Raw genomic sequence first — 19,874 nt, 5'->3', positions numbered from 1 at the left:
CGTGAACTCTCTGGTGCTGCGCCTGGTCTGTGGGTTGCTCTTCGCCGCGCTCGTGCTCGGGATGGTGGTGCATCCGCCCACCAACTTCTCCCAAGGGCTCGGCATGCTGCTGCCCGGGGCCTTCTTGCTGAGCGTGGCCCTCAAAGGCCCGCGCCGCTCCCTTGTCCCCAAGAAGCGCGGCCCGGCCACCCCACCTTCTGCGGCCGAGCCCCCCCAGCCTTGAGCCTGGGTGCTACGCGCTCCGCAGGCGTCGCGCGGAGCCCCTCGCTCAACGGCATTGCGCGGCGCAGCGGTGCAGCGTAGGGAACGCCTGCCCATGTCCGCGACCGCTCAATTGCTCGAAGCCGTTCGGAAGGAAGCCCGCCCCGGCATCTGGTCCCAAGGAGTGAACCTCGCTCGCTCGGGGGCCGTGGCGCTCCAGTCCCGCTCCGCCACTGAAATCGAGATGAGGGTGCGAGCCGCAGGTCGCTCGGTGCCTCTCACGGTCGTCCTGTATCCAGGCGACGAGGCCTGGGAGTGTGACTGCCCGGGCCGCGTGGATCCGTGCGAGCACGTGGTGGCGGCGGCCATCTCGCTCCAGCAGGCGGAGACGCAGGACACGCCGATGGTGACGACCGCCAGCCGGTGGTCTCGCGTCGTGTACCACTTCACCCGGGTTCCTGGTGGGTTGGAGCTGCACCGCACGCTCGCACACGCGGAGGGGAAGGAGGAGCCCCTGGAGGGGAGCCTCGCCGCACTGATGTCCCAGCCGGCCCAGGCCGCGCAGCTGCAGGTGGAGCAGGCGGATCTGGTCACGGATCGCCTGCTGGAGCGGCGCCTGCGCGGGGCGCTCTCGCCCGAGAAGCTCGATGCGCTCCTCACGGCGCTCCAGCCCGCGCGCAACGTGCTGCTGGATGGACGGCCCGTGGCTGTCTCGGAGGAGGCCGTCCTGCCCCGAGCGGTCGTGGAGGACCGGGGGGCGCAGCTCGTTGTGACCATCACGCGCGATCCTCGCATCGTGGAGGTGCTCAGCCCGGGGGTGGCCCTGGCCGGCGACGCGCTGGCCCGCCTGGGCGAGATGTCGATGACGGGGCCGTGGCTGCAGAGCCTGCCGCTCGTCCGCACCTATGGGGCGGAGCAGCTTGGCGAGGTGGCCTCGAAGGTGCTCCCGGAGTTGGCCCGGCGGCTTCCCATCGAGGTGCGCAGCAAGCGCCTGCCGCCCATCGATCGCGACCTGAAGCCGCGCATCCAGCTGGAGCTCCAGCAGCTGGAGGCGGGCCTGTCGGTGCTGCCGACGCTCGTCTATGGCGCGCCGCCGTCGGTGCGAATCGACAACGGCCGCATGGTGTATCTGCGAGGCGCGGTGCCGCTGCGCGATGAGGCGCTGGAGCAGCGGCTCGTGCACCAGCTGCGGGACGAGCTGAACCTGGTTCCTGGGCGGCGGCTGACGGTGGCAGGCCCGGAGATGGTGCGCTGGGCGGACAAGCTCCGGCGCTTCCGTGGAGACCTGACGGGAGACGCGGCGGGGCTGGTGAGCCCGGACGTCCGGCTCAAGCCGCTGCTCAAGGTGGACGCGGGCGCCACGGGGGCAGGGATTCCCGACGTGCGCTTCACGCTCGAGTTCCAGGTGGAGGGCGGCAAGGGCGGGCCGCAGACGGTGGACGCGGCGGCGGTGGTGCGAGCGTGGTCGGAGGGGCTGGGGCTGGTGCCGCTGGAGGGCGGAGGCTGGGCGCCACTGCCTCGGGCGTGGCTGGACAAGAATGGCCAGCGCGTGGCGGATCTGCTGGCCGCGCGGCAGGCGGATGGCAAGGTGTCCAACCACGCGCTGCCCGAGCTGAGCGCGCTGTGCGAGACGCTGGAGCAGCCGCCTCCGCCGGGGCTCGACAAGCTCGCGCCGATGATCGAGGGCTTCGAGAAGCTCCCGCCGCCGTCGCTGCCGGGAGACCTCACGGCGACGCTGCGCCAGTACCAGCAGCAGGGCGTGAGCTGGCTGGGCTTCCTGCGGTCCGCGGGGCTGGGCGGAATCCTGGCGGACGACATGGGCCTCGGAAAGACGCTGCAGACGATCTGCGTGCTGGGGCGTGGCTCGCTCGTGGTGTGCCCGACGAGCGTGCTGCCGAACTGGGCCGCGGAGCTGCAGCGCTTCCGTCCCTCGCTCAAGGTCTGCACGTACCACGGGCCGGGCCGCACGCTGGACGAAGCCGCCGACGTGACGCTCACCACCTACGCCATCCTGCGGCTGGATGCGGCGGCGCTCTCGGGGCGCACGTGGGACACGGTGGTGCTGGACGAGGCCCAGGCCATCAAGAACCCGGACAGCCAGGTGGCGCGCGCGGCGTTCGGGCTGAAGGCGAACTTCCGGTTGGCGCTCAGTGGTACGCCGATGGAGAACCGGCTGGAGGAGCTCTGGAGCCTGATGCACTACGCGAACCCGGGGCTGCTCGGGGGCCGTCGGCAGTTCGAGGACAAGGTGGCGCGGCCGATCGCGGAGGGACAGGCCGACGCGGCGGACCGGCTGCGGCGGCGCATCCGCCCGTTCGTGCTGCGGAGACTCAAGCGGGACGTGGCGCCCGAGCTGCCGCCGCGCACTGAGTCGGTGATGCACGTGTCGCTGGATGAGCGGGAGCGCTCGGTCTACGACGCGATCATGGCGGCGACGCGCAAGGAAGTGGTGGCGCTGCTGAGCGAGGGTGGCAGCGTCATCAAGGCGCTGGAGGCCCTGCTCCGGCTGCGCCAGGCGGCGTGCCATCCGGCGCTCGTGCCAGGGCAGCAGGCGAACACGTCCTCGAAGGTGCAGACGCTGGTGGAGGCGCTCACCACGGCGGTGTCGGACGGGCACAAGGCGCTGGTGTTCTCGCAGTGGACCTCGCTGCTGGACCTGATCGAGGCGCCGCTGAAGGGCGCAGGGATTGGCTTCGAGCGCCTGGATGGCTCGACACCGAACCGCGGCGAGGTGACGTCTCGCTTCCAATCCGCCGAGGGCGCGCCGGTGATGCTGATGTCGCTGAAGGCAGGCGGCACGGGCTTGAACCTCACGGCGGCGGACCACGTGTTCCTGATGGATCCGTGGTGGAACCCGCAGGTGGAGGCGCAGGCGGCGGACCGCGCCCACCGCATCGGACAGGAGCGTCCGGTGATGGTGTACCGGCTGGTAGCGCAGGGAACGGTGGAGGAGCGCATCCTCGGATTACAGGAGAAGAAGCGCGCCCTGTTCGAGGCCGCCCTGAGCGAAGCGGCGGCCGCCACGGCCATCACCCGCGAGGACCTGCTCGAGCTGTTCGCCTGACGGGCGCGCAAGCCCAGTCCCTGTCGGTACTGTCCCCTGGCATGCTGTTCGGAAATGTCGGGGGTTTTGGGGCCTAAAAAGTCCCGACATTTCCGAACAGGGCTGCAACGGGTCGGCTCCAGGGCGACAGAGCTTGAATGTCCACAGCACTGGTACAGGTTCCTCCCCTAGGAGTTTGAACGGGCTGCCCTACCTACTAAGTTGGCTACATAACCCCATTGATCACGACACTGGGGATAAGCCCAGGGCAGCGAGCGGAGGAGTGGATGACCACCATCGCAGAGGACCTGATCGAGCAGGGATGGATGAAGGGTGTAGCCCGAGGACGTGCCGACAGTGTGCTGCGCATTCTGTCCAAGCGGGGCATCCCCGTGGATGACGGAACCCGTCAGCGCATCCTGGGATGCACCGAACTGGAGACACTCGACCAGTGGTTCGATCGAGCGTTGACCGTCACGCGCCTCTCGGACCTCATGGGCAACGGTTAAGTCAGGCTGCAGCCTCGGCGGGACCGTTCCGCCGCACCTGCGCGAGCGCGGCGGTGACCACCTCAGGACCCGCGCTGGGCTTGTGCACGTTCTCGCTCAGGTACCGGCGCCAGGCGCGCGCCCCCGGCAGTCCCTGGAACAGCCCCAGCATGTGCCGGGTGATGGCGCTCAGCGGTGCTCCCTGCTTCAGGCGCTCCTCCATATAAGGAAGCATCGCCTCCACCACCGCGTGCCGGTCCCTCGGCGCCGCCGTGGAGCCGAAGAACCGCCGATCCGCGTCGGCCATGATGTACGGGTTCTCGTACGCCGCCCGGCCAATCATCACCCCATCCACGTGCTGCAAGTGCTCCGCTGCTGCGTCCAGCGTCTTCACCCCACCGTTCAAGCTGATGTCCAGGTGCGGGAACTCCGCCTTCAGCCGGTGCACCAGCTCGTAGCGCAGCGGCGGAACGTCCCGGTTCTCCTTCGGGCTCAGCCCCTGCAGCCACGCCTTGCGCGCGTGAATGATGAACCGCTGGCAGCCCGCCGCCGACACCTGCTTCACGAAGTTCAAGATCGTCGGCCACTCCTCCATTTCGTCGATGGCCAGCCGTGACTTCACCGTCACCGGGATGCGCACCGCCTCGCGCATCGCCCCCACCAACCGCGCCACCAGCTCCGGCTCCGCCATCAGGCACGCGCCGAACCGCCCCGACTGCACCCGGTCGCTCGGGCAGCCGCAGTTGAGGTTGATCTCGTCGTACCCCCACTCCTCGCCAATGCGCGCGGCCTGCGCCAGCTGCTCGGGCTCCGAGCCCCCCAGCTGAAGGGCCACCGGATGCTCCGCCGGCGAAAAACCCAGGAGCCGCTCGCGGTCACCATGGATGACGGCGCCCGTGGTCAGCATCTCCGTGTAGAGCAGCGTGTGCTGGCTGATCTGGCGGTGGAAGAACCGGCAGTTCCGGTCCGTCCAATCCATCATCGGAGCCACACACAGGGGCATAGGATAGGACAGCATCAGACGCATCTACCTCGGTTTCCCGGCTTCGCCCACCCCTTCTCTCAGACAGGCGCCCTCTCCCAGGCCTGCTCTCCGGCCAGGGCTAACGCCGTGTGTCACGCCGCTTCTGCTGGCGGGCCTGCTCCGCCCGAAGCGCGCCTCCAATCCGCTTGCCCGCCACCAGGGTCACCTTCGAGACCGGGTTCCCCATCTTCTTGGGCTGGATGGGGCGCCACTTGTACTGGGTGTTGCCGAAGGGCTTGGAGTTCATGGTGTCGGTCCTCGCAGGCTCGTTTACCGACAACCTGTGCAGTCACCTGGGCCATCCGGTAGCCCGGGTGCGCGCTCGCTCGGCAGCCTCCGGCTCGCATATGGTGGCGCCCGCACCAACGCGAGGGGACGTGATGGGGAGCGAGATCACCAGCGGGCACGGAGCTCCGGCACAAGCGCCCCAAGGGAAGCGCTGGCTCAAATCGCACCACCTGTACGCGGCCGTCATCATCGCCGCCATCGCCGGCGTCATCGTCGGGCTCGCCGCCCCCGAGTTCGCCAAGTCCCTCAAGCCGCTGGGCACCGGCTTCGTCGGCCTCGTGAAGATGATGATCAGCCCCATCATCTTCTGCACCATCGTGCTCGGGGTGGGCTCGGTGCGGCAGGCCGCGAAGGTGGGGCACGTCGGCGGCCTGGCGCTGGGCTACTTCGTGACGATGTCCACGTTCGCGCTCGCCATTGGCCTCGTCGTGGGCAACCTGCTCCACCCTGGCTCGGAGCTCCAGCTCACCGACGCCCTGCGCGGCGCGGGCGCCAAGGCCAGCACCGGCGAGGCCAGGAGCACCACGGACTTCATCCTCGGCATCATCCCCTCCACGCTCGTGTCCCCGCTCGTCTCCGGCGAGGTGCTCCAGGCGCTGTTCGTGGCGCTGCTCGTGGGCTTCGCCGTGCAGGGCATGGGCGAGTCCGGCGCCCCCATCCTCCGCACCATCGGCTACTTCCAGCGCCTCGTCTTCAAGGTGCTGGCGATGGTCATGTGGGCCGCCCCCATCGGCGCGTTCGGCGCCATGGCCGCCGTCGTCGGCGCCACGGGCATCGACGCCCTCAAGAGCCTGGCCGTCATCATGGTGGGCTTCTACGTCACTTGCTTCATCTTCGTCTTCGGCGTGCTGGGCACCGTGCTCAAGCTCTCCACGGGCCTCTCCGTCTTCCGGCTCCTGCGCTACCTGGGCCGCGAGTTCCTCCTCATCCTCTCCACCTCGTCCTCGGAGACCGCCCTTCCCCGGCTCATCGCCAAGATGGAGCACCTGGGCGTCTCCCGGCCCGTCGTGGGCGTCGTCGTCCCCACCGGCTACTCGTTCAACCTCGACGGCACGGCCATCTACCTCACCATGGCCTCGCTCTTCATCGCCGAGGCGCTCGGCAAGCCGCTGGTGCTCAGCGAGCAGATCTCCCTGCTGGTGTTCATGATCATCGCCTCGAAGGGCGCCGCCGGCGTAACGGGGGCGGGCATCGCCACGCTCGCGGGCGGCCTCCAGTCCCACCGGCCAGACCTCGTGGACGGCGTGGGCTTCATCATCGGCATCGACCGCTTCATGTCCGAGGCCCGCGCCCTGACGAACTTCGCCGGCAACGCCGTGGCCACCGTGCTCATCGGCGCGTGGACGCGCGAGCTCGACAAGCCTCGCGCCGAGCAGGTGCTCGCGGGCGCGCTCCCCTTCGATGAGCAGCACCACGAAGCGGCCGAGGCCCATGGCACCGCGCACGCTCCCGCGGGAAGCCACTGAGCCGCCCCGGCCTATGCGCGCCGGTCAGTACCAGTTGCGCACGCGCACCTCGACGCCCGCGTCCGTGCCCACGAGCCGGGTGAACGCGTCCATGTCGCTTCCGCGGAAGTGGTACGGGTAGACGATCTTCGGCTTGAACTCGCGCACCGCGTCCGCCGCTTGCTCCACCGTCATCGTGAAGGGCAGGTTCATCGGGATGAAGGCCACCTCGATGTCGCGCAGCTGCCGCATCTCCGGGATGTCCTCCGTGTCCCCCGCGATGTAGATGCGCTTGCCTCCCATCGTCAGCACGTAGCCATTGCCCCGGCCCTTCGTGTGGTACTGGAGGCGGTCCGCCGTGAGGTTGTACATGGGAATGGCCTCCACGCCGACGCCCGCCACGCTCGTCGTCGCTCCGTTGGCCAGCACCTGCGTCACCGCCTGCAGCTCCGCGGGCAGCATGTCCTTTACGGCCTGCGGCGCGATGATCACCGTGTCCGTCTGCACGAGGGCCTTCAGCGTGTCCGCGCTCAGATGGTCGCCGTGGATGTCCGTGATGAAGATGACCTGCGGCGCCGGCAGTCCCGTGAACCGCTCCGCGCCCCCCACCGGGTCCACGTAGAACAGCTTGCCCTGCCACTGCATGACGAAGGTGGCGTGATTGACGGGGTGGATGATCAGATCCCCCTGCGAAGTCGCCACCGCGTCTCCCGAGAGGGTCGGCTCGGACGGAGGATCAACCACCTCTGGAGACGATGTACACGCGGACAGCGTCAGCACGATTCCCAAGGCAAGTGACCGAACCGAGCGCATGAGGGTCCTCTCTTCGGGCTCTGAGAGCCCTGGGCTTTCACCGGCTCAGGGTGCGGACTCCTTCAGAGGGTGGCAAGGCATCTTCCCAGCCTGCTTCCAGAACAACGGAATTCTACCTCCTGACTGTTAATCTCATTTTATCATAAAACGAGAATGCGCTTGATCTGCCATCAAGCCGGAGGAAATCCCCCATGCGCATTCGCTGAAGGCGCAGAGCCCCGAGTTCCTCCGCGGCGCGGGCGACGTGCACTTCAAGCGCGGCCTGGTGGACACCCTGGGCAAGGGCCACGAGCGCGTGCAGCAGACCCTCAATGGCATTCCCGTGTTCGGCGGCGAGGCCATCCTCCACCTGGACAAGAACGGCGCCGTCGAGGCCGTCACCGACCGGCTCGAGCGCGACCTCAAGGTCGACACCACTGCGAAGCTGAGCTCGAACGAGGCCGTGCAGCTGGCACTGGGCTACCAGAAGGAGTCCCTCAGCCAGACGACCCCGAAGGCGGACCTGCAGATCCTCGCCCAGGACAAGGTCGGCCGGCTGACGTGGCGCGTGCAGATGGACACCGTGAACGCCAAGGGCGAGCGCTCACTGCCCGTGCTCTTCATCGACGCGCAGTCGGGTGAGCTCGTCTCTTCGTACGACAACCTGAAGACGGCCAAGAACCGCAAGACGTACACGGCCGCCACCCGCACCTCGCTGCCCGGCACGCTGCTGCGCTCCGAGGGCCAGGGCCCCGTGAGCGACGCGGTGGCCAACCAGGCGCACGACAACGCGGGCTTCGTGTACGACTTCTACTTCAGCAAGTTCGGGCGCGACAGCTACAACGGCACCGGGGGCATCCTCTCCTCGACCGTGCACTACAGCCGCAACTACGTGAACGCGTACTGGGACGGCACGCAGATGGTGTACGGCGACGGCGACGGCTCGCAGTCCACGGCGCTGACGGTGCTCGACGTGGTGGGCCACGAGCTGACCCACGCCGTCACTGACACCTCGTCGGACCTCGTCTACGCGAACGAGTCGGGCGCCCTGAACGAGGCCATGTCCGACGTCTTCGGCACCTCCATCGAGGCCTTCCGCGACGGCGTGGTGAGCGCGAACACCTGGAAGGTGGGCGAGGAGTGCTGGACGCCTGGCACCGCGGGCGATGCGCTGCGCTACATGAACGACCCGGCGCTGGCGGGTGACTACGACTACTACCCCACGCGCTACACGGGCACCTCGGACAACGGCGGCGTGCACTGGAACTCGGGCATCGCCAACCTGGCCTTCTACCTGATGGTCTCCGGCGGCAGCCACCCGCGCGGCAAGACGACCACGGTGGTGACGCCGCTGGACTCCAACCCGACCCTCAGCATCCAGAAGGGCGCGGCCATCTTCTACCGGGCCAACACGGTGTACCTGACCGCGGGCAGCACCTTCTCCGACGCGCGCGGCGCCACCGCGCAGGCGGCCACGGACCTGTACGGCTCGGCTGCCGCCGCCTCGGTGAACGCGGCCTGGACCGCGGTGGGCGTGGCCGCTCCGCCGACCTGGACGGTGCTCACCACCCTCAACAACGTGTCGGGCGCCAAGAGCAGCAGCACGAACTACACCACCGCCACGCCGGCGGGTGCGACCGCGCTGAAGTTCCAGATGGCTGGTGGCACGGGTGACGCCGACCTGTACGTCCGCTTCGGCAGCGCGCCCACCACCACCACCTATGACTGCCGCTCCGCGGGCGCGACCACCGCCGAGTCGTGCATCATCAACGCGCCGAAGGCGGGCACGTACTACGTCCTCATCAAGGGCTACACGGCCTACTCCGGCGTCACCTACACGGTGAGCTCCGGCCAGTAATCCCAAGCTGCAGAGAAGTCTCCGCCGGCGCGGCTGCCTCTAAAGGTGGCCGCGCGGGTGTCTTTTGGGAGCGTCGGGGCGGTGTCAGTCCATGATGACGATGACACCGGCATCGATCGGGGTGGGCGTGGCCGTCTTCACGCGGCACTCGCAGGTGCCCTTGTCGGCCGGCCCACCATCCTTCCTCTTGAAGAACTTGCAGTACATCTCCGTGTCCTCGCCGCATAGCGCCGCAGCTGCGGACTGATCACAGTCCGAGTCCGCCGTGCACTCGCCTCGCCAGGGCACGCCCCCATCCCCTGCGGGAAGGGGCTCCGTGGGCAGGGGTTCCGCAGGCTCCGCCACGCCAATCCCCAGGTCCGCGGAGTGCTCGCTCAGCGAAGCGCTCGGGTCCTGCGCCGTCACACCACAGGCACTGGGGGCCACCAGCACCATCCAAGCGCCCAGCAGCACCACCCCACCCAAGGCCGCGCGGCGCGGGTGCGCCCTCTTCGTCGAAGAACTGTCGGACATGAATATCTCCCGGAAATACCTGTATAACACTTAAATCCAGTTCTCGCATTCGCAGGGAACAGCCAGCCGAGGGGAGCGGTTGTCGGGTGGCGCAAGTGGGCTGTCAGGGGTAAGCCCCCCTGAAGCCTGAACCGGCTCTCTTCTCTTACATGGCCAGCACCCTCCCACCTTCTCCTCGGCCCGCGCCCCCCGCGCCCCGGACGGAGGCACTCCCAGCCGGCACGCTTCTGGCCGAGCGCTTCACGCTTGAGGCCTTCGTGGAGAAGGGCGGCATGGGCACCATCTACCGCGCCACCGACTCCGTCTCCGGCCAGCCCGTGGCCCTCAAGCTGCTCCACGTCGAGAGCGCCGAGGCCCTCCAGCGCTTCTCTCGCGAGGCCGCCGTCCTCTCCCAGCTGCGCCACCCGGGCATCGTCTCCTACGTCGCCCATGGCTCCACTCCCGGCGCCGGCCCCTTCCTCGCCATGGAGTGGCTGGAGGGAGAGAACCTGGCCCAGCGCCTCGCACGCGAGCCCTTGAGCCTCACGGAGTCCCTGGCCCTGCTGCGCCAGGCCTCCGAGGCACTCGCCCTGGCCCACCAGCGCGGCGTCATCCACCGAGACATCAAGCCCTCCAACCTCTTCCTGCGCCGGGGGCGCCCCGAGGACGTCGTCCTGTTGGACTTCGGCCTGGCCCGTCACGAGGTGCCCTCGATGGCGCTCACCGCCAGCCAGATGGTGCTCGGCACTCCGGGCTACATGGCGCCGGAGCAGATCTCCGCTCAAGCGCCGCTCACGCCCAGCGCCGACCTGTTCTCCCTGGGCTGTGTCCTCTACGAGTGCCTCACCGGCAGGCCACCTTTCTCCGCGCCCCACTTCGTGGCTGCGCTGGCGAAGATCCTCTTCACCGAGCCGGAGGGCCTGCGCACCCTGCGCCCGGAGCTGCCCGCAGCCCTGGAGGAGCTGCTCCATCGCCTGTTGGCGAAGGCGCCCGAGCGCCGCTTCCCCGACGCCTCCGGGCTGCTGGCGGCCCTGGACTCCCTGCAGAGCCGCCTGCGGCCTGATTCCAAACCCGCACTGTCCACCGGCACCGCGCCCCTGCCGCTGACGGGCTCCGAGCAACACTTGGTGAGCGTCCTGCTGGCCGCGCCTCGCACTCCGGCCGCTCAGCCTCCCGGGCCCGAGGTTGAAGACTCGCGCCGGATGCTCCGGGACACGCTCCGCACGCTGCTAGCGCCCCACGGTGCCCAGGTGGAGCTGCTCGCCAATGGCTTCCTGGTGGCCACCCTCCGGGCCACCCACGGCTCCGCCACGGATCCGGCCACCCTGGCGGCGCGCTGTGCCCTGCTCATCCAGGAGCGCTGGGCCGAGGCCGCCGTCGTGCTCACCACGGGCCGGGGCCAGCTCGCGCCCCACGTCCCCGTGGGCGAGGCCATGGACCGCGCGGGCCAACTGCTGCGCCAGATGGAGTCGCTGCCCTCGGACTCCTCGGCCCGGGTGATGCTGGATGAAGTCACCGCGGGGCTGCTGGGCTCTGGCTTCCAGCTCGCCCGGCCGCAGCCCGAGCTGTTCCTGCTGCTCGGCGAGACCCTGGGCGCGGACGCCTCGCGGCCCCTGCTGGGCAAGCCGACCCCGTGCGTGGGCCGCGAGCAGGAGCTGACCCTGCTGGAGCTGGCCTTCAACACCTGCGTGCAGGAGCCCCAGGCGCAGGCCGTGCTGGTGAAGGCTCCGGCGGGCACGGGCAAGTCCCGGCTTCGCCACGAGTTCCTCCGCCGCCTGGAGCACCAGGGGCACACGGTGCGGGTGCTGGTGGGCCGGGGCGATCCGATGAGCGCGGGCTCGGCCGATGGGTTGATCGGGCAGGCGCTGCGCTGGCACTGCGCCATCACGGGCACCGAGCCCCTCGAGACCCGCCGGGCCCTGCTGGCCCAGCACCTTGGCCGTCACCTGCCCGCGGCGCAGGCGCAGGAGACGCTCGAGTTCCTCGGGGAGCTGTGTGGCATTCCCTTCCCGGACACGCAGAGCCCCCGGCTGCGCGTGGCCCGGGGAGATCCGCAATTGATGAGCACGCTGGTGGGCCGAGCGTTCGTGGCCTTCCTGCGCGAGGAGTGCGCCCACCAGCCCGTGCTGTGGGTGCTAGAGGATCTGCACTGGGGCGATGCGCTCAGCGTCCGGCTCATCGACGAGGCGCTGCGGGAGCTGGCCGAGCAGCCACTGATGGTCCTCGCGCTGGCCCGGCCCGAGGTGGAAGAGCTCTTCCCGAGCCTGTGGGCGCAGCGGCTGCAAGAGGTGCCGCTCCGGGGACTGAACCGCAAGGCGGGCGCGCGGCTGGTGCGCGAGGTGCTCGGCCCGCAGGTGCCCGATGCGCTCATTGACCGGCTGGTGGAGCAGGCCGCTGGCAATGCCCTCCTCCTGGAGGAGCTCATCCGCGGCGCGGCGGAGGGGCGAGGAGAGGCGGCGCTACAGACCGTGCTGGCCATGCTCCAGGCGCGCCTGGGGCGGCTGGAGGCGAGAGCGCGGCAGGTGCTGTTGGCCGCGAGCATCCTGGGGCGCACCTTCTGGGTAGGGGCGGTGCAAGCCCTGCTGGGCGAAGAGCTCACGGGCGCCGAGCAGAGCCACTGGCTGCAGCAACTGGTGGAGCAGGAGTGGGTGGAGCACCAGCCCTCCAGCCGCTTCCCGGGCGAGGACGAGTACCGCTTCCGCCATGCCCTGGTCCGGGATGCGGCCTACGGGTTGGTGCCGGACAGCCACAAGCCGGGAGGCCACCAGCAGGCGGGGCAATGGTTGGAGCAGCGGGGAGAGAGCGATCCGCGGATCCTCGCCGAGCACGCCCGGCTCGGCCACCAGCCCGAGCAGGCCATCCGCTTCTACCTCCAGGCCGCCGAGCGGCTCTTCGACCACGACGACATGCCGGGCGCGGAGCGGTGCATCGAGGCGGCCATGGCCCTCCATCCCTCGGGAGAGCTCTCGGTGCAATTGCGCGCGCTGCGGGCGGCGACGGCCTTCTGGCGGAGCGACTTCGCGACCATGTTCGAGGTGGGCCGTCCCGTGCAGCCGGAGATGAAGCCGGGCAGCGTGCGGTGGTGCAAGCTCATCGACGGGCTGAGCCTGGGCAGCGGCTTCGGTGGACAGCGCGAGTACCTGCTCACGCTGTGCCGGCTGCTGCTGGCCACCGAGCCGGAGCCCGAGGCGCGCAACGCCTACTATCTGTCCCTCTGCTTCATGGGGACGATGACCTCTTATCTGGGCTGCCTCGCCGAGTCCGAGGCGTGCTTCGAGCGGCTGGAGCGGACCGGGCAGGACGTCATCGCCCGGGACGGCGTGGTGCGCGGCAGAAGGGGCCTCGAGTACAACTTCCGCTCCCTGTATCTGAGGGGAGAACCCTGGCAGGCGCTGAGCTGGGCCGCGCAGGGTATCCAGGCCTGCCGAGAGGTGGGCGCGGAGCGAGGCGAGGTCGCGGCCCTGGCGCGCATGGCGCTGACGCACCAGGTGTTGGGAGATGGGGAGGCCGCCGTGGAGCAGGGGCGTCAGGCTGTGGCCCTGGCGCTACGGGTGTCTCCGCACTTCGGCGTCACCTTCGCGCAAGAGCACCTGGCCTTGGTGCTGGCCGCCAGCCCGGAGCCGGCCCATCGGCAGGAGGCTCGGGCGCTGGCACTGGAGTGGGTGCAGGTCCGCACGGGCAATCAGGTGCACCTGGGGCTCTCACATCGGGTGCTGGAGCAGGTGGCCACGGCGGAGGGAGCGCTGGACGAGGCCGAGGCACATGCCCGCCAGGCATGTGAGATCCTCGCGCCCTTCCCGCCCTTTCTCTGCGAGGCACGCTGGAGGTGGAGCGCGGCGCTGCTGCGCCAAGGCCGCTCGGCCGAGGCCCGCGAACTGGCGGAGCTCGCCCTCCGGGAGCTGGAGACGCTGGGGGCGGAGGGAATGGCCCGGATAGGGCTGCTCCAAGTGCTGGCCGAGGCCTGCTTCGCCCTGGGAGACGGTGCCTCGGGAGAGCAAGCCCTGCGCGACGCCTTGCAGCGCTTGAACGCTCGGGCCGCCGCCATTCCGGACACAGCCTCCCGCGAGCGCTACCTGCGCCACGTGCCCGAGAACACCCGCACCCGAGAGCTGGCCCGCCAGCGCTGGGGTGAAGACCTGCGCCCGCCTCCGGAGTGACCTGGACGTCACTGCCCTGTTCGATCCGGCCGCCGTCCTGCCCCCGCGGGACGAGGCGCCTGCGAAGAAGAAGGAGAAGCAGAAGGGCCGAAAGAGCCGCCGTGAGGCCTTCTCCGGCGCCGCCGCCGCTTCGACGGAGCGCCTCCCTGCTGTCCGCCCAGCTCGCGCAGCACGCGCGTGCGGAGCCCGCCCTCCAGCTTCAGCTCCTGCATGAGCGTATGCACCTCGCGCGAGCCGTGCGGGTGGCGCAGTGCCTCAGAGAGCCGCTCGACGATGTCGATCCGCAGCGCCACGGGACCGATCTCTTCATAGCCGAAGACCCGCGCATCCCAGCCGCTCAGGTCCGCGGCCGCGAGCACCGGCTCTTGAGGAACGCCCGGCGGCGCCGGGCTCTGATGAAACAAGGTGGTCAGCATGGAGCGCCGCTGCAGCGCGTGCGGCGCCAGCGCATGGGTCACGTAGAGGAAGCGCTGTCCCTCGCGGACGCCCAGGGCTCTCAAGCGCTCCCGGGAGTCCTCGTCCAGGAGCCGCCACTGCTCGCGGCCCTCGGCCTGGGTGATCACCCCCAGGCCCCCGGCCAGACGATAGGAGAGCCCTCGCATCTGTGGAGAGCGATCCGTTCCCGTGAGGGCCTCGGCGGGGAAGTACCCCATGGCCTCGGTCACCAGGTCTCTCGCCAGGGCCACCAACCGGCGCTCCAGACGCTGCCGCGCGCCCGCGGTCCAGACCTCGGGCTCCGCCAATGCGAGCTGCGGTGTGCGCAGGTCCTTGCCGCGCACCAGCCGGCCCAGCGGCTGCCCCTCGAACGAGATGTTGCCGGACGCCTCCACCTCGAAGGCTTCATGCTTCGCGTCGACCACCTGCTGGACGAACTGCTCCTCGGTCATCGTGCCGTCGACGCCCGGCGTGTCTCCCAGCAACTGCCCCAGCTTCGCGAACGGACTGTCCGACTCGGCCGCGGGCCGCTCGGTGGCCCTCACGAACCGGCGCGCGCTCCTCCGGGCGGCCCGCTGCACGAAGCGCTCCACGAGCCGCTCATGGAGGGCATCGCCCAGAGCATCCTCGATGCGGCGGGTGCGCTCCTGCCAGTGCTCGGCCTCATGCAGCCAGCTCGAGCGATGGCTGATGTACGTCCAGATGCGGATGGCGGCCAGCCGGTCCATCAGCGTGTGAATGTCCCCGGAGACATCATCGAGCGGCGCCACCTGCCGGTTCAGCCAGGACGGATCCAGCTTCCCATCGCCCTCGGAGAGCTGGAGGAAGGTCTCCTTCAGCAGCGAGACGTGCTGTCCGAAGAGCCCCTTGCGGAAGTCGGGGATCTGGCAGACCTGCCACAGCAGCTCGACGCTGGCCCGATCGGCGGCGATCTCCCGGATGGCCGGAACGTGCGACAGCTCCTTGAGCGCATCGAAGTCGTCCGCGCGCTCGACCCGGACAAAGGCGGCGTGCTTCGGCGCTCTCGACAGCGAGTCCAGCAGGGCCTCGGGGCTGGAGAAGTCGAGCGCCTCGTTGCGCCAGATGAGGCTCTTGATGGCCGGAAACCGATGGGTCTCGATGGCCGAGACCAGCCGGGGCGGCAGCTCAGGCAGCGTGTTCAAGATCCCGAAGCTGCCGTCGTTCAAGTGACGCCCTGCGCGGCCGGCAATCTGGGCCAGCTCGTCCGGATAGAGCTCGCGCTGCTCGGCGCCGTCGTACTTGGAGAGCGCCGCGAAGGCCACGTGATTGAGGTCCAGGTTCAGACCCATGCCGATGGCATCCGTGGCCACGAGGTACTGAACCTCCCCGGCCTGGTACATCGCCACCTGGGCATTGCGCGTCCGAGGCGAGAGCGCCCCGAGCACTACCGCCACCCCGCCCCGGAGCCGGCGCAACGTCTCGGCGAGCTCGTACACGCGGTCCGCGGAGAACGCGACCACGGCCGAGCGCGGAGGCAGGCTCTTCAACGACTTCCGCCCGGCGTAGCGAAGCTGAGACAGACGGTTGGCCCGCTTCACGACGGCCTGGGGGATGAACGTCTGGACCATCGGCCGCATGGTGTCCGCGCCGAGGAACCAGGTCTCCTTACGTCCCCGTGCATGGAGCAGCCGGTCGGTGAACACGTGCCCGCGCTCGCGGTGGGCGGCGAGCTGAATCTCATCCACGGCCAGAAAATCGACGTGCCGATCCGTGGGCATCGCCTCGACGGTGCAAACCCAGTAGCTGGGATGAGGCGGTATGCGCTTCTCCTCGCCGGTCATCAGCGCGACCCGGCCCTCCCCCACCCGGGCGGTCACCCGGTCGTAGACCTCGCGAGCGAGCAGGCGCAAGGGCAGCCCCATCATGCCCGTCTCGTGCTCGAGCATCCGTTCGATGGCCCGGTGGGTCTTCCCCGTATTCGTCGGCCCCAGCTCCGCCACGACGACGGACGAGCGGTTGGATGGGCTGGAGTTCATGGGCGAAGTTTAACCTCGCCCAACGCCCTGCGCCCTGGCCTGTCGCAGGCAGCGTCCAGCTCTGGTCAGGTGCTCACGCCGGGTGCAGCACCAGCGGGAGCGAACCGGGCCCGCGCACCACCAGGGTGCGGTGCCACGTCATCGGCTCGGGCCCCCGCTCCAGCCGGCCCACCTTGTTCAGGAACGTCTCCAGCGCCAGCCGTCCCTCCATCCGCGCCAGCTGCGCGCCCATGCAGAAATGCGGACCATGGCCGAAGGGCATGTTGTGCGGCCCCGGCCGATCCATGTCGAAGCGGTCCCCGTTCGGGACATACGCATCGTCGTGGCTGGCCGAGCCCAGCAGCGCCAGCACCGGCGCGCCCTTGGGCAGGCGAACCCCGCCCAGCTCCACCTCCTCGGTGGTCAGCCGGGGCGCGGTCTGCGCGGGCGGCTCGTAGCGCAGCACCTCCTCGATGAACGCGGGGATGAGTGAGCGGTCCGCCTTCAGCCGCGCCATCAGCTCGGGCCGGTCCATCAGCATCATCAGCGAGAAGGCCAGCAGGTGCACCACCGTCTCGATTCCTCCCACCAACAGCAAGGCCATGAACGCGATCAGCTCGTCCTGCGTGAGGGCCACGCCATCCACCCGGGCCCGCAGCAGGTCGCTCACCATGTCCTCCTTGGGCTCACTCCGGCGCCGGTCCAGCAGCTCGCCAAAGTAGCGCCGCAGGTCCGCCACCGCATCGCGCGCCAGCTGCTTCCGGTCCTCCTCCTCCGGGCGGACGGTGGTCACTCCACCGGTGATGAGGTCCGCCCACCGCTTGAGATGGGAGTGCAGTTCGGGATCCAGCCCCATCATCTCCCCGATGACACTGGCCGCGATGCGCAGGGAGTAGATGGGCATCACGTCCACGGGCTGGCCCATGGGCAGCTCGGACATGGCCTGCTCGGCGAAGAACCGCACGCGCGGCTCCAGGCGGGCCATGGCGGGGGCACCCAAGGCGCGGCTCAGCAGCGTCCGCAGCCGGCCGTGCTGTGGCGGATCCAAGGTGATCATCGAATCGGAGAACGGGTTGCCTCCGAGCCATGGCGGATTGGTCGCCACCCCGAAACCCCGCGAGGAGAACAGCTGCGGGTTCTTCAGCACGTACATCACATCCGCATAGCGGGACACGGCCCACATTCCACCCGGATCCACCTGGCACACGGGCGCCTCGCGGCGCATCTCCGCATAGATGGGATAGGGGTTCGTCTTCACCTCGAGGGACAGCAGGTTGTAACGCGCACTCATGATGTGGACTCGTGGAGGAAGAGGCGCGACATGCTACCGCGCGTCCCTCAACGCGTCTTGACCCACCGGGAGAGCTCCCGGTCCAAGGTGGCGGCGAACTGCTGGCGGTCCTGCGCCGAGAAGCTGCTCGGGCCGCCCGTCACCACGCCGCTGTCGCGCAGTTCCTGCATGAAGTTCCGCACGCTGAGGCGCTCGGCGATGTTCTCCTCGGTGAACAGTTCCCCTCGAGGATCCAGCACCACCACCCCCTTGGGCACCAGGAGCGCGGCCAGGGGGATGTCCTGCGTGACGGCCAAGTCCCCCGCCTGCGCAGAGGCGGCGATATGCGTATCCGCCACATCCAGCCCCGCGCCCACCTGCACCGTGGAGACGAGCTCCGAGAGGGGCAGCGTCAGCCGCTTGTTGGCCACGAAGACGATGGGCACCTGCAAGCGCTGCGAGGCCCGCAGCAGGATGTCCCTCACCGGCCCCGGGCAGGCATCCGCATCGACCCAGATCTTCATGCCACCGCACCTCCGGGATGAGGGAGGAGCCTCGCTCTCAGTCCTCTTCCACCAGAACTTCGTCCAGGTGGCGCCTGCCCGTGGCGAGCTTCTCGAAGGCGAGCTCGAGCCGCTGGCTGATCATCCTCTTGTCCGCGCGCTCCTCGACCGCGAGTTCGTTGAGCGCCGCCTCCAGCTCCCGCTCCGCGACGGCGAGATGCTCCTTCGCCTCGATGATGCGCCGCTGCAGCTCAGAAGTGTTCTTCAGTGGAATGGGAGCCGTCCTAGGACCTCACGGTCGGTACGTGGCCAATCGCGAGATGAGCCAAGGCTCGGCTATAGCCCACTCCCCCACCCAAGTCGAATCAGGCGGCCCCCGCGCTCCTTGCAGTGTCTCGGATGAGTCACCGGGACGGCGGATCAACTCACCAGCTTCCGGATGTTCCCCAGCGCCCGGTAGAAGCCGCCGCGCGCCGAGGGCAGCACCTGATCCACCACGTACCGTGCACCCTCCTCACGCGCGGCGCGGGGGAATTGGACGTACCAGCCCTTCTCGAAGCCCGAGGAGACGACGCGCACGCGCAGCTGGCCCTTGTCCTTGAAGCACTCCACCACCACGCCGCCATCCGCCTTCTTCGTCGTCTCCAGCTCCGTCTCCGTGACGGCCTTGAGCTTGGGCGTTTTGACTTCCTTGGCCTCGGGCACCACGCCACGCTGCGCGGCCGCGATGGCCTCCTCGCTGGCGTCGATGCAGGCCAGGTATCCGTAGTGCGTCACCACGTACACCTTGCCGTTGAAGTACTGCATGGACTGCGCGGCCCCGTGGCCCGAGTCCAGCTTCCACAGCCGCTCGCCCGCCTCGCTGAAGCAGTAGATGGCCCCGTGGTCATCCCCCGCGAAGACATACTTGCCGTCCGGCGCCGTGGCGCACGAGCACAGGTAGGAGTCGCACGTGTAGACCGTCTGCACGGTCCCCTTCTTGGTGAAGCGGTGCACCGTGCCTTCCGCCGTGGAAGCGAAGACGGTTCCCTCCTCCTGCCAGCCAAAGCCAATCCACCCCTTGGTCGGCTTCGTCCACAGCGGATCGCCCCTGTCCCGCTCGTACATCGTCACGCCCTTGCTGTGCCCGTGGTACACGCCCACCTCGTCCACGCGCACCATCCACCCCTTGTCGCCCTTGCTCTTGCGCGACCACTGCGTCTCCTCCTCGTGGTTGAACGTGCTCACGTTGCCCAGCGCGTCGGACACCGCCAGCAGCCCGTCGTGGATGTCGATCCAGAAGATGTCCACGTTCTCCGCGATGGAGTACGCCACCCGTGGCGCCTTGCCGGACAAGTCGTAGACGTTGCCGTCATCGCAGCTCGCGTAGATCCACGCCCCATCCCGAACGATGCTCTTCACTCCATCCGGCAGCTTGAACTTGAGATGCACCTTGCCGCTGTGGTCCATGGCGAAGATCTCCCCCGCCTCGTTGCCCACCCAGCACTGCTCCGCGTCGATGGAGATGCCCAAGGCGCTGGTGCCGGACTGGAAGCTCCACAGCACGGGCGCCTGCTTCACCGTGTTGCCGCGCGCCGCCTTCGAGCCGCCGCTGCCCAGCATCGCCGAGCGCTTTGTCACGGACCGCTTCGCGCGCTGCCCCATCACCGCCGGGGCGTAGCCCTTCTTCACCTTCTCGTTGAGCTTCTTGGTGGCCTCCGCCTTCGCCTTCTCGGGCGTCGGGAAGCTGGCTGACGAGGACTGCCCGGCGTCTCCAATCCGGCCGTACCGGGTGATGACGTTCTTCCCGTCGACGGTCACCTCGTAGAACTTGTGGGAGCCGCCCTCGGACAGCTCCAAATACGTCTTCTCCTGCGCCATGCGTCCTCCCATGGAGGGTGGGCCCCCTCCGCTTCCCAGTGC

General features: G+C 69.2%; 14 protein-coding genes. 6 read left to right on the top strand and 8 right to left on the bottom strand.

The window, feature by feature from the left end:
• Nucleotide 1: 1 nt before the first annotated feature.
• The 3 genes from DB31_RS36990 (at nt 2) to DB31_RS36980 (ending at nt 3,753) form a co-directional block, all read left to right on the top strand.
• Entirely contained in the window at nt 2–223 is a 222-nt protein-coding gene (locus tag DB31_RS36990; protein WP_044197004.1) for a hypothetical protein, read from the top strand.
• Between the two features lie 93 nt (nt 224–316).
• Nucleotides 317–3,265, top strand: a complete 2,949-nt coding sequence (locus tag DB31_RS36985; RefSeq protein WP_044197002.1) for a DEAD/DEAH box helicase — start codon at nt 317–319, stop codon at nt 3,263–3,265.
• Between the two features lie 266 nt (nt 3,266–3,531).
• A complete protein-coding gene (locus DB31_RS36980; protein WP_044197001.1) occupies nt 3,532–3,753 on the top strand; it encodes a hypothetical protein in 222 nt (73 codons plus the stop codon).
• Between the two features lies 1 nt (nt 3,754).
• Here the strand turns inward: DB31_RS36980 and dusA are convergent, their stop codons facing one another.
• Entirely contained in the window at nt 3,755–4,753 is a 999-nt protein-coding gene (dusA, locus tag DB31_RS36975) for a tRNA dihydrouridine(20/20a) synthase DusA (protein ID WP_044197183.1), read from the bottom strand.
• Between the two features lie 82 nt (nt 4,754–4,835).
• The gene (locus DB31_RS49325) at nt 4,836–5,003 is read right to left on the bottom strand and encodes a hypothetical protein (protein ID WP_157232354.1); all 168 of its coding nucleotides are present in this window, start codon (nt 5,001–5,003) and stop codon (nt 4,836–4,838) included.
• On the opposite strand from DB31_RS49325, the gene DB31_RS36970 reads away from it, so the two are divergent.
• Nucleotides 5,002–6,510: a cation:dicarboxylate symporter family transporter gene (locus tag DB31_RS36970; protein WP_240487084.1), complete on the top strand. Its 1,509-nt coding sequence runs from the start codon at nt 5,002–5,004 to the stop codon at nt 6,508–6,510. The genes DB31_RS49325 and DB31_RS36970 overlap by 2 nt on opposite strands.
• A 24-nt stretch (nt 6,511–6,534) precedes the next feature.
• Here the strand turns inward: DB31_RS36970 and DB31_RS36965 are convergent, their stop codons facing one another.
• Nucleotides 6,535–7,302: an MBL fold metallo-hydrolase gene (locus DB31_RS36965; protein ID WP_044196997.1), complete on the bottom strand. Its 768-nt coding sequence runs from the start codon at nt 7,300–7,302 to the stop codon at nt 6,535–6,537.
• A gap of 244 nt (nt 7,303–7,546) precedes the next feature.
• Between DB31_RS36965 and DB31_RS36960 the strand changes: the two genes are divergently transcribed.
• Nucleotides 7,547–9,139: a M4 family metallopeptidase gene (locus DB31_RS36960; RefSeq protein WP_240487082.1), complete on the top strand. Its 1,593-nt coding sequence runs from the start codon at nt 7,547–7,549 to the stop codon at nt 9,137–9,139.
• 84 nt (nt 9,140–9,223) lie between these two features.
• Here the strand turns inward: DB31_RS36960 and DB31_RS36955 are convergent, their stop codons facing one another.
• Nucleotides 9,224–9,652, bottom strand: coding sequence for a hypothetical protein (locus DB31_RS36955; RefSeq protein ID WP_157232353.1), 429 nt, complete (start codon nt 9,650–9,652; stop codon nt 9,224–9,226).
• A gap of 149 nt (nt 9,653–9,801) precedes the next feature.
• Here DB31_RS36955 and DB31_RS36950 point away from each other — a divergent pair, with 149 nt between their 5' ends.
• Entirely contained in the window at nt 9,802–13,788 is a 3,987-nt protein-coding gene (locus DB31_RS36950; protein WP_044196993.1) for a serine/threonine-protein kinase, read from the top strand.
• Between the two features lie 8 nt (nt 13,789–13,796).
• On the opposite strand, the gene DB31_RS36945 is transcribed toward DB31_RS36950, so the two are convergent.
• The 4 genes from DB31_RS36945 to DB31_RS36930 all read right to left on the bottom strand — a co-directional run bounded on the left by DB31_RS36945 (nt 13,797) and on the right by DB31_RS36930 (nt 19,832).
• A complete protein-coding gene (locus DB31_RS36945; protein ID WP_044196991.1) occupies nt 13,797–16,220 on the bottom strand; it encodes a helicase-related protein in 2,424 nt (807 codons plus the stop codon).
• A 73-nt stretch (nt 16,221–16,293) separates the two neighbouring features.
• Entirely contained in the window at nt 16,294–17,490 is a 1,197-nt protein-coding gene (locus tag DB31_RS36940; RefSeq protein ID WP_044196989.1) for a cytochrome P450, read from the bottom strand.
• A gap of 47 nt (nt 17,491–17,537) precedes the next feature.
• Nucleotides 17,538–17,993 carry a YaiI/YqxD family protein gene (locus DB31_RS36935; RefSeq protein WP_044196987.1) on the bottom strand — a complete coding sequence of 152 codons (456 nt, stop codon included), beginning with the start codon at nt 17,991–17,993 and terminating at the stop codon, nt 17,538–17,540.
• A 399-nt stretch (nt 17,994–18,392) separates the two neighbouring features.
• Nucleotides 18,393–19,832, bottom strand: coding sequence for a WGR domain-containing protein (locus tag DB31_RS36930; protein WP_044196986.1), 1,440 nt, complete (start codon nt 19,830–19,832; stop codon nt 18,393–18,395).
• Nucleotides 19,833–19,874 lie beyond the last annotated feature (42 nt).

Source organism: Hyalangium minutum (assembly GCF_000737315.1).
GTDB classification, from domain to species: Bacteria; Myxococcota; Myxococcia; order Myxococcales; family Myxococcaceae; genus Hyalangium; species Hyalangium minutum.
This window is presented reverse-complemented; position numbering and strand designations above follow the sequence as displayed.

Coding starts and splice junctions, on each gene's coding strand:
- DB31_RS36985 (WP_044197002.1), top strand. CDS start 317: ATGTCCGCGACCGCTCAATTGCTCGAAGCCGTTCGGAAGGAAGCCCGC.
- DB31_RS36980 (WP_044197001.1), top strand. CDS start 3,532: ATGACCACCATCGCAGAGGACCTGATCGAGCAGGGATGGATGAAGGGT.
- DB31_RS36970 (WP_240487084.1), top strand. CDS start 5,002: ATGGTGTCGGTCCTCGCAGGCTCGTTTACCGACAACCTGTGCAGTCAC.
- DB31_RS49325 (WP_157232354.1), bottom strand. CDS start 5,003: ATGAACTCCAAGCCCTTCGGCAACACCCAGTACAAGTGGCGCCCCATC.
- DB31_RS36965 (WP_044196997.1), bottom strand. CDS start 7,302: ATGCGCTCGGTTCGGTCACTTGCCTTGGGAATCGTGCTGACGCTGTCC.
- DB31_RS36955 (WP_157232353.1), bottom strand. CDS start 9,652: ATGTCCGACAGTTCTTCGACGAAGAGGGCGCACCCGCGCCGCGCGGCC.
- DB31_RS36950 (WP_044196993.1), top strand. CDS start 9,802: ATGGCCAGCACCCTCCCACCTTCTCCTCGGCCCGCGCCCCCCGCGCCC.
- DB31_RS36945 (WP_044196991.1), bottom strand. CDS start 16,220: ATGAACTCCAGCCCATCCAACCGCTCGTCCGTCGTCGTGGCGGAGCTG.
- DB31_RS36940 (WP_044196989.1), bottom strand. CDS start 17,490: ATGAGTGCGCGTTACAACCTGCTGTCCCTCGAGGTGAAGACGAACCCC.
- DB31_RS36935 (WP_044196987.1), bottom strand. CDS start 17,993: ATGAAGATCTGGGTCGATGCGGATGCCTGCCCGGGGCCGGTGAGGGAC.
- DB31_RS36930 (WP_044196986.1), bottom strand. CDS start 19,832: ATGGCGCAGGAGAAGACGTATTTGGAGCTGTCCGAGGGCGGCTCCCAC.